The organism is Syntrophorhabdales bacterium, assembly GCA_035541455.1.
GTDB lineage: Bacteria > Desulfobacterota > Syntrophorhabdia > Syntrophorhabdales > WCHB1-27 > JADGQN01.
In genome coordinates, this window is sequence record DATKNH010000052.1 from 1 (window position 1) to 7,602 (window position 7,602).

General features: G+C 54.2%; 5 protein-coding genes and 1 tRNA gene. All 6 read right to left on the reverse strand.

Annotated features, from left to right (window positions below; all coding sequences use genetic code 11):
- Nucleotides 1–349 precede the first annotated feature (349 nt).
- Nucleotides 350–431: transfer RNA gene (locus VMT71_05700), tRNA-Leu, on the reverse strand.
- 331 nt (nt 432–762) lie between these two features.
- Entirely contained in the window at nt 763–1,761 is a 999-nt protein-coding gene (locus VMT71_05705) for a tyrosine-type recombinase/integrase (GenBank protein ID HVN23445.1), read from the reverse strand.
- On the reverse strand, nt 1,758–2,687 hold the full coding sequence (locus tag VMT71_05710; protein HVN23446.1) for a tyrosine-type recombinase/integrase: 930 nt from the start codon (nt 2,685–2,687) through the stop codon (nt 1,758–1,760). Before VMT71_05710 ends, VMT71_05705 begins: the two co-directional genes overlap by 4 nt.
- Nucleotides 2,684–3,916, reverse strand: a complete 1,233-nt coding sequence (locus tag VMT71_05715) for a tyrosine-type recombinase/integrase (GenBank protein ID HVN23447.1) — start codon at nt 3,914–3,916, stop codon at nt 2,684–2,686. The genes VMT71_05710 and VMT71_05715 overlap by 4 nt, the downstream gene beginning before the upstream one ends.
- A 177-nt stretch (nt 3,917–4,093) precedes the next feature.
- The gene (locus VMT71_05720) at nt 4,094–4,897 is read right to left on the reverse strand and encodes an integrase (GenBank protein HVN23448.1); all 804 of its coding nucleotides are present in this window, start codon (nt 4,895–4,897) and stop codon (nt 4,094–4,096) included.
- A gap of 761 nt (nt 4,898–5,658) precedes the next feature.
- The gene (locus tag VMT71_05725; GenBank protein HVN23449.1) at nt 5,659–7,050 is read right to left on the reverse strand and encodes an AAA family ATPase; all 1,392 of its coding nucleotides are present in this window, start codon (nt 7,048–7,050) and stop codon (nt 5,659–5,661) included.
- Nucleotides 7,051–7,602: the final 552 nt, after the last annotated feature.

Genomic DNA, 7,602 nt, shown 5'->3' on the forward strand with positions numbered 1-7,602 from the left:
GAACAAGAACTATGAAGATTGTAACACTATGCAAAGAAGGTTCATGCTGTCCGGTGGTTAAGATAACTGATTCACAGGTGGAGATAGGTGAGAAGGACAACACATGTGTCCTGACAATGAAAGAGTGGGAAATTCTGAAAGAGAAGATACTGAACCAAGAGCTATAACACAGGTAGCCCCACCCGTGTACGATTGAAGTCTACGCTGTCAGAAGAACTGGGTACCAACCTAAGATTCCACTTATCCACACTGTCACCTCAGAGGACAAGCACAAACCCAGGCACAATCCCATTCGGACAACAAGAATACGGTCAGGGGGAAAGCCGGAAGGCCTTGATTATATTCAGATTGCGAGAGAGGGGATTTGAACCCCTATAGGTTTCCCCGCTGGATCCTAAGTCCAGTGCGTCTGCCAATTCCGCCACTCTCGCGTGCCTTATTTTACGAGGGGTTAGGCGCATCTGTCAAACTCCAGAATAGGCGATTGTGGCAAAATTGTGACAAACGTCCAGAACCTCCACGCTCGACCGCAGGCTTTCTGGATAGTGATGAGCATACCGCATGGTCATAGCGATGGTCTTATGCCCGAGGAGTTCCTTCACCTTGTAAAGATCCACCCCGTTCCGCACAAGCCTTGTCGCAAATGTGTGACGATTATGCCGAGCTCGGCATAAACGTCATTATTCCGAGTTCCGGATTATGCCGAGTAACTCGGAACATTGGGCGAATCTCGGGTTTTCACGTTTGTTATACTCGGCATAATCAGAGGTCCTTGAGAAAAGCGAGAAGCTTATCGTCCGGGCGGTATCGGCGTATCTTTATACCTAACGGTGCAGCTTTGGACAGGGCCTTTTCCTTGAGCGCCATATCGGCGTGAAGATAGATCTGGGTAGTCTCCATCGATTCGTGACCAAGCCATAACGCAATCACCGAGCGATCCACGCCATTTTGAAGCAGCTCCATTGCGGCGCTGTGGCGAAGCACATGAGGAGTGACACGCTTCTTCTCCAGCGATGGGCAGTGCCGCTGCGCAGTCACCACGTGTTTGGTCAGGATATACGCGACGCCGTCGGTGGTGAGCGCATGGCCTCGTGCGTTGGGAAAAACATGATCTGCGGGTTGTCCCTTGCGCTCGGCGAGCCAGGCACGCAACGCGGCCGCGGCCTCCTTGCGCAGTGGCGTGCAGCGTTCTTTTCGTCCCTTACCGGTGCACTGAACGTGGGCGCCGGTGCCGAGGGCAACGTGCTCGCAGCGTAGCCCTATCAACTCTGACACCCTCAAGCCCGTCTGCACCGCAACCACAAGGAGCGTTCGGTCCCGCCGACCTGCCCACGTCATTTGATCAGGTGCTGCGATGAGGGCCTCGGTCTCACGCCGGCTCAGGAACTGGACCTGCGTGCGGTGGTAACGCTTCTGGGGTATTGCCAGGACGCGCTGAGCCAGGGCGCTCATGCGGGGCTCATGGAGAGCAACAAAGCGGAAGAACGAGTGAAGGGCGGCCAAACGAGCATTGCGGCTGCGGGCGCCGTTACCGCGCTCTTTTTCGAGATAGTCAAGGAAGGCGCCAAGGAACGGGGTATCCAGATCCTCGAGGTGAAGCATCGAGGGCACTTTTTTCAAACGCTGCTCCGCAAACGAAAGGAGCAGGCGGAAGGTATCCCGGTAACTGGCAATAGTGTGAGGGCTTGCCTGCCGCTGGCGCATGAGGCGGTCGGTGAAGAATGCCTGGAGCAAGGCGGGGAAGTCGGCATCGGTCTTCATCGACACCCCCCTCCTTTGCCCTCGAGGCGGAGGGTCGCCAACTGGAGAAGTTCTGGAACGGCTGAGATATACCAATAGGTGTCGTTAACATGGACGTGACCGAGATAGGCGCTCAGCTCCGGAAGGTGCTGCTCAACGTTGAGGCCTTCCCGGTACCATCTGAGCAGGGTCTGCACGGCAAACCGATGTCTCAGATCGTGCAGCCTCGGGCCATGACTATCATCCGGGCCCCGCAGTCCTATCTGGTGTGAGAGCCTGACAAACGTCCAGCGCACGCACCATACCGTCAAGCGGGTCCCTCGTTCGGAGAGAAAGAAGCTTCTGGCGTGCGCCCGCGGACACAGCCGATCCCGGACCTCGCGGTAGCGCCGGAGCGCTTCCAGCGTGGAAGCATGGACAGGGACGATGCGTGTTTTGCCGAACTTCGTGCGGCGAACCGTGAGTATGCCCCGGGTAAGGTCTACGTCATCATGGTCCAGGGCAATCGGTTCGCTCATCCGCATGCCAGTCACCGCCAGGAGTCCGAACAGCGTGGTGTACGTGGCCGCCCTCAGCCCCAGCGATGAAGGGAGGTTCCTGGCCGCCTGGAGCAGGCGCGCTATCTCTTCGTCGCTGTATAGGTAGGGCTGCGTGCGGCGAGGGTGGTAGGGAAGGAGGCCTTGCGGGGGAATCTCGGTCGCTGGGTCCAGAGCACTCATGTAGCGAGCGAACCTCCGCACCATCGAGAGCCGGTTCGCCCATTGGGCGTGCTGACACTTCGTTTGCCCTGTGGCCCATCGTAACGCCAGCTCTGTGGTGATCGAAGAAGCACCTTCCTGTTCCGCGTAGGTGACGAACCTCTGGAGCAAACCACCCGGGGTCGTGAGTTTAAACCCGAGTGCACGGCGTACCTTGAGATACTCGTCGAGCGCATCGTAGAGCTTCATAGTTCTCCTCCTTGCCATGGCAGCGCGAGTGCACGCAGTGCCGCCACATCGACCTTGGCATAGATCTCTGTCGTGCTGGGAAGCTCGTGCCTTAAGATCTCACCAATCTCCGCGAGCGAGGCGCCGCCGCGGAGCATCCTGACGGCAAGGGCATGGCGCAAAAGATGTGTTCTCTTGCGCGCCGGATGGAGCCCGGCGCGAATGGAGGCTCTCCGCACGATGTCACCGATGGCTACAGAAGTGGAAAACCCTTGTCGCGGTGCGTAGATGCGGAGAAATACCCTGCGCGACGAACAGCGAGGTCGATGGCACAGATATGCGGCCAAGGCTTTGCCGACATCTTTGGGGATGGGAAGCCGGTCATGTCGGAAGCTCTTACCCCGCACCGTGAGCTCTCCACGTTCCCAGTCCAGATCATCGAGCTGCATATGCACCACCTCTCCCGCTCGCAGGCCGAGCCGTGCCAGGAGCAGTAACACCGCATAGTCACGCCGGCCGGTGAAACTGGACCGATTGCAGCTTCCGAGGAGGCGTTCTATCTCTTCTGACTCCAGAAACTTCGGGAGTTCCGCCATGCGCCAGTTGGCCACCGTGGGGACTGATGAGGCCAGGTCCGTCGGGATCTCACCCCGCTGGTAGAGAAAACAGCATAGGCTGCGCAGGGCCGTGGTCACGAGCTGGACACGTCGCAGGCTCAGCCTGTTCCCTTGGCGGATGATGAAGCCGGTAATATCCTTGAGCGTGAGATCGTTCAGAGCCGGTGGTTTACGACCAAAACACTCGAACAGAAATGCGTGCGCTATGGAAAGATAGCTGACTATGGTTGGCTTGGCGAGGCCACGCTCTTGGATAAGATACTCTGTGAATCCTTGTTCGACGACGTGAAGAGGACTCTCCTCGCGCGCCGGAGCGCAACCGATGACGCCGACATGACGCAAATGACTGAGAAGATCCCGCAGGGCCTGCGGCGCTTCATACTGAGAGAAACCTCTATGACGACGGTATCTGAGAAACTCCGACACGAGCTGTTCATCCAGGTCCTCCACGCCACGCTGTTTGATCTCAAGCCAACTGCTGAGAGCGGCCACCGACCTGATCTTATGTCTGGCCGTGGACCGTGGATGACCTCGCTCTGAGATATGCCGAGCAAAACCATCGATGTGTGGGCCCAGCGGACCGAGCCGCAAACGTTCCCGTGTGGACGGGAATACATAGAACTGATCAAGCATGTCTGCCTCCTCCTTGTAATGGAATTAAAGGAAGAAGACAGCAGAATTATGCCGAGCAAATCAAGTAGTGGTCAGGAGTATATCTCGGAATGGTAGGCTTCTGACTGGCACCGAGCTTAAGCACTCGGCATAATCCGGAACTCGGAATAATGCCTGAGGTCGTGAAACTTAAAGTTCTCAATTTCTGTCTTCGCAAGAGTGCCTTTGAAAGCTTCCCTCAAGACTTCGCACAGAGATGGGGAATACATTTCCGGTGATATCTTTTACGACGATCGCTTTCAACGTGGCCTGAAGAGTCTTTGACATTGGTATCAATCTCTTCTCACCATTCTTGGACTTTTCGATCCTGATGAGCGTCCGACCAAAATCAACGTCTCTCCATCTCAGCCCCAATAGCTCTCCTCTACGCATGCCGGAGTGCAGGGCCGTAACCAGCAGTGACCGCAACCAACGCGGGTTTGTCGCGGCAGCCAGAAGCTCTATCTCTTCCTCTGGCGTCAGCCACCGGTCACGTGCGTTCCTGTTACCCACCGAAAAGGAAAGATCCCCATCACTCACAGGATTCTCTCGTATCCACTTCCATCGTTTCTTGGCCACATTGAACATACGGCGTAATAAGGAAAGCTCCTGGTACACAGTCGCCGGCTTCACTTTCTTTGACCTGTCATCCTGATAATCGGCAACAAGCGGCGTCGTAATCTCAGCCAAAGTGTAACCTGAAAAGAACGCTTTCAGCTTCTTAATAGTGTGTTCGTCTCGGGAGTGCGCGTTTGTCTCCAGATACTCTTTGCTCATATCATCAAAGGTGACGTTTTTCGACATATGACTCTCAAAATAACGACCCTCCACCAAATCGGTGAGCACCTTGGCATGCAGCTTCTCGGCCATTTTCCTGTTGTCCGTATTCAGAGACTGGCGTATTCTGCGACCTTCAAACATGACAGCAAACCAATACGTGTTGCCTCGCTTATAGAGCCCCATTACTTTATACCTCCCTTCCGGGCTCTCGCTTGGATATCGCTATTATAGCAGTGTTCCGCCCGTTTGCAAGCACTTAACCACCCAAGAATCTCCTCCTCGTCAAAACGAAGCAGGCCGTTTATTTTCAGACAAGGAAGAATACCCTGTTCAGCCCAGGCATAGACGGTAGAAGGTTTCGCTCTCAAAAGTCCTGCGATTTCTTTAGCGGTCAATAGCTTCATCTGCTCCACCTTCCGTTTCTTTGATGATTAAACTGCACTCTAAACACACCAACTACCACGAACCAGACTTTAATCAGGTCCATCCCCAGCTTACGCCTCCTCACCAACATATGTTGCCCTCCTTTCGGGTCTATCCCCCCTCAAAAACTTTTTTCCCCTCACAGAGGGCCGGGGAAAAAAGGAAACTAAAGGAGAAAAATCGAATGGCCGGAATGCAGGGCGCATGGCAGCCAGTGAAGGGGGTATGATGCACGGATGGCAGGCGGGGTGCGGTGACGGAGTACCGCAGAATCGAGTTACTGGCGTTATTGAATTACTGAGGTTGTATAACTCACGTCGCGCGAAGCGCGACTTTTCTAGGTGAGGTAAACATATGAGTCATGAGGAATTGCGTACTATCGACAAGCTCCTTTTTGGCACTGCGCAAGCAAAGCACTCCTTCCTGCAAGGTTGCATTTTCAGCTTTCGCTATTCTATACTCGCTTTCACATGGCATTAAATACTGCTAGCGGTTCTCTTATTCTTCAAAAAAAGGGCCACCTATCCGACTAATGCTAGTGCGTCTCTAACGTAGTTCTGAAACTGAGCGTGGAGGAGCCAGCCGCGCTCCTCAGCCTTTATCCGTGCTAATTCCTCGTCCAAAGCATTAGCAATAAGGCTCCTCATTTCACTCCAGAGAGACATTGGGTCGACGTTGGCCTCGCTCAGCTGAGGGTATCTGTCGAGGGTCTGACCAGCCAGGCGACCGGCCAACTTGACCCGATCCGCCGGCGTTAAAGAACCGGCCATGTTCAGGAGCTGGAGCGGGATGGCGATCTTGACCCTGAACTTTCCAATAATGACTTCCTTGTTACGCATTGGCCGTGCTTCTTTGTGGACCGGTGTGGCCTCCTCCGCTACGGGTTCTGGCAGGGCGACTTCGGACCCTAACGTGGCAGCTATAGTTTCGAGAGGCTGGTTGCCGGGGAGCGCCTCGGTCTGAACAACGGAGTCGCCTTCGGCGGCAAGTGGCTCCGCGGTCCTCTCTTCGGATGTTTCCCTCTCTGCATTTTGCTCCACGCGGTTGTCCCTCAGCCGTTGGCGCGGTGTTCTTTTCGGCGTTGCCAGGCTGCTAAGCTTCTGAAACCGTTCAGCCATCTGTTTCGCGGTCATACCATCTATGATCTGAAAACCATTTGTCTCGCCGGCCTTCAGGCAGAGCTTACAGAACTTGTTGATGAGGCGGGGGACCCCGTGGTCAGAATACTCCCATAGCACATCGATCGCTTCATCCGTGAAGATCTTTTTCGTAGTGCCGGCAAGCTTCAGGCGAGTCTCGACGTAATCTCGTACCAGATCGGGTGATTGAATCTTGTCAATCCTGCAGTAGATGCCGATGCGCTGGAAAAAGTTTGCCCGGCAGGGGTGTTCTAGCCTTTGGGCTAATTCCAGCTGGCCGGCCATGATGATCGTTAAGAGATTTCTATTGTCATCCTGCATGTTGGTAAGCAGCCTGAGGCTCTCGAGGTTTCGAGGGGGGAGAGCATTGGCTTCATCTATAAATAAGAGCACCTTCTTTCCCGCATCAGCTGTCTGAAAGAGTATCTTATTGAACGTCTCCAGCAGATCAATGCGTTTCTTGATCTCGCAGGGCTGTCCGGTGAGCTGTCCGACGATCTCCCGCATCAGTTGCACGAAGGACATATCCGGATTGGTCAGGAAGGCAACTTTGTAGTTGTCCTGAGCGAGGTTATCCAAGAGCAGCCTGAGGCAGAGGGTTTTACCCAAGCCGACATCTCCGACAATGACGGCCAGACATTCATTGCCTTCTTCTATGGCAAAAAGCGTCTCGGTGATGGCGTTTTCAACTGAAGCGTGCGACTCAACATACATGCTAGGGTCTGGAACATTGTCAAACGGCGGTTTGATTAGGCTCCAGTAGTCGTAATACATGCTCTCTCCTTTGGCGAATACGTTTTGCGTCCTTCCGCCAGTAAAAATACTCTGGGAACAGCCTTACGGCGACATATGCGTTTGGTTGTATTATCGCGCTTTGGTGAAAGATCGATAAGCCATTGCTTGATGAGCCCGCACTTGTTTGCAACCGGTTGCCCCATTGGGATCGCGCTTTTAAACACAGGAGAGTAAAGATCGTTGGCTTATGGATTAGCTATCTACCACGACCTCATCATGGGCAAATGGTTCAAGCAGAATTGGATATGATAGAAAGGCTTGGCACATGGCGTTATTCCTTCCTCCTACCTTTACTTCCTGTATAACTAACCATTGAAAGGCAGTAAGATTGCCCCAAGGAAGGCAGGGGGGCTTAGTTCTTCCTGGGTCGGCGAACCCTTATTTTCAGTAAGCGAAGGAACTCGTCTTGAAGCAGGATGCTGCGCAGCTCCTCTATATTGAAGAACAGATCAAGGAAGTGACGAAGCTGCTTATGAGCCTTTGTACGGAGAAGATGAAGAAGGACATCGAGATCCTGACCTCGCTACGAGG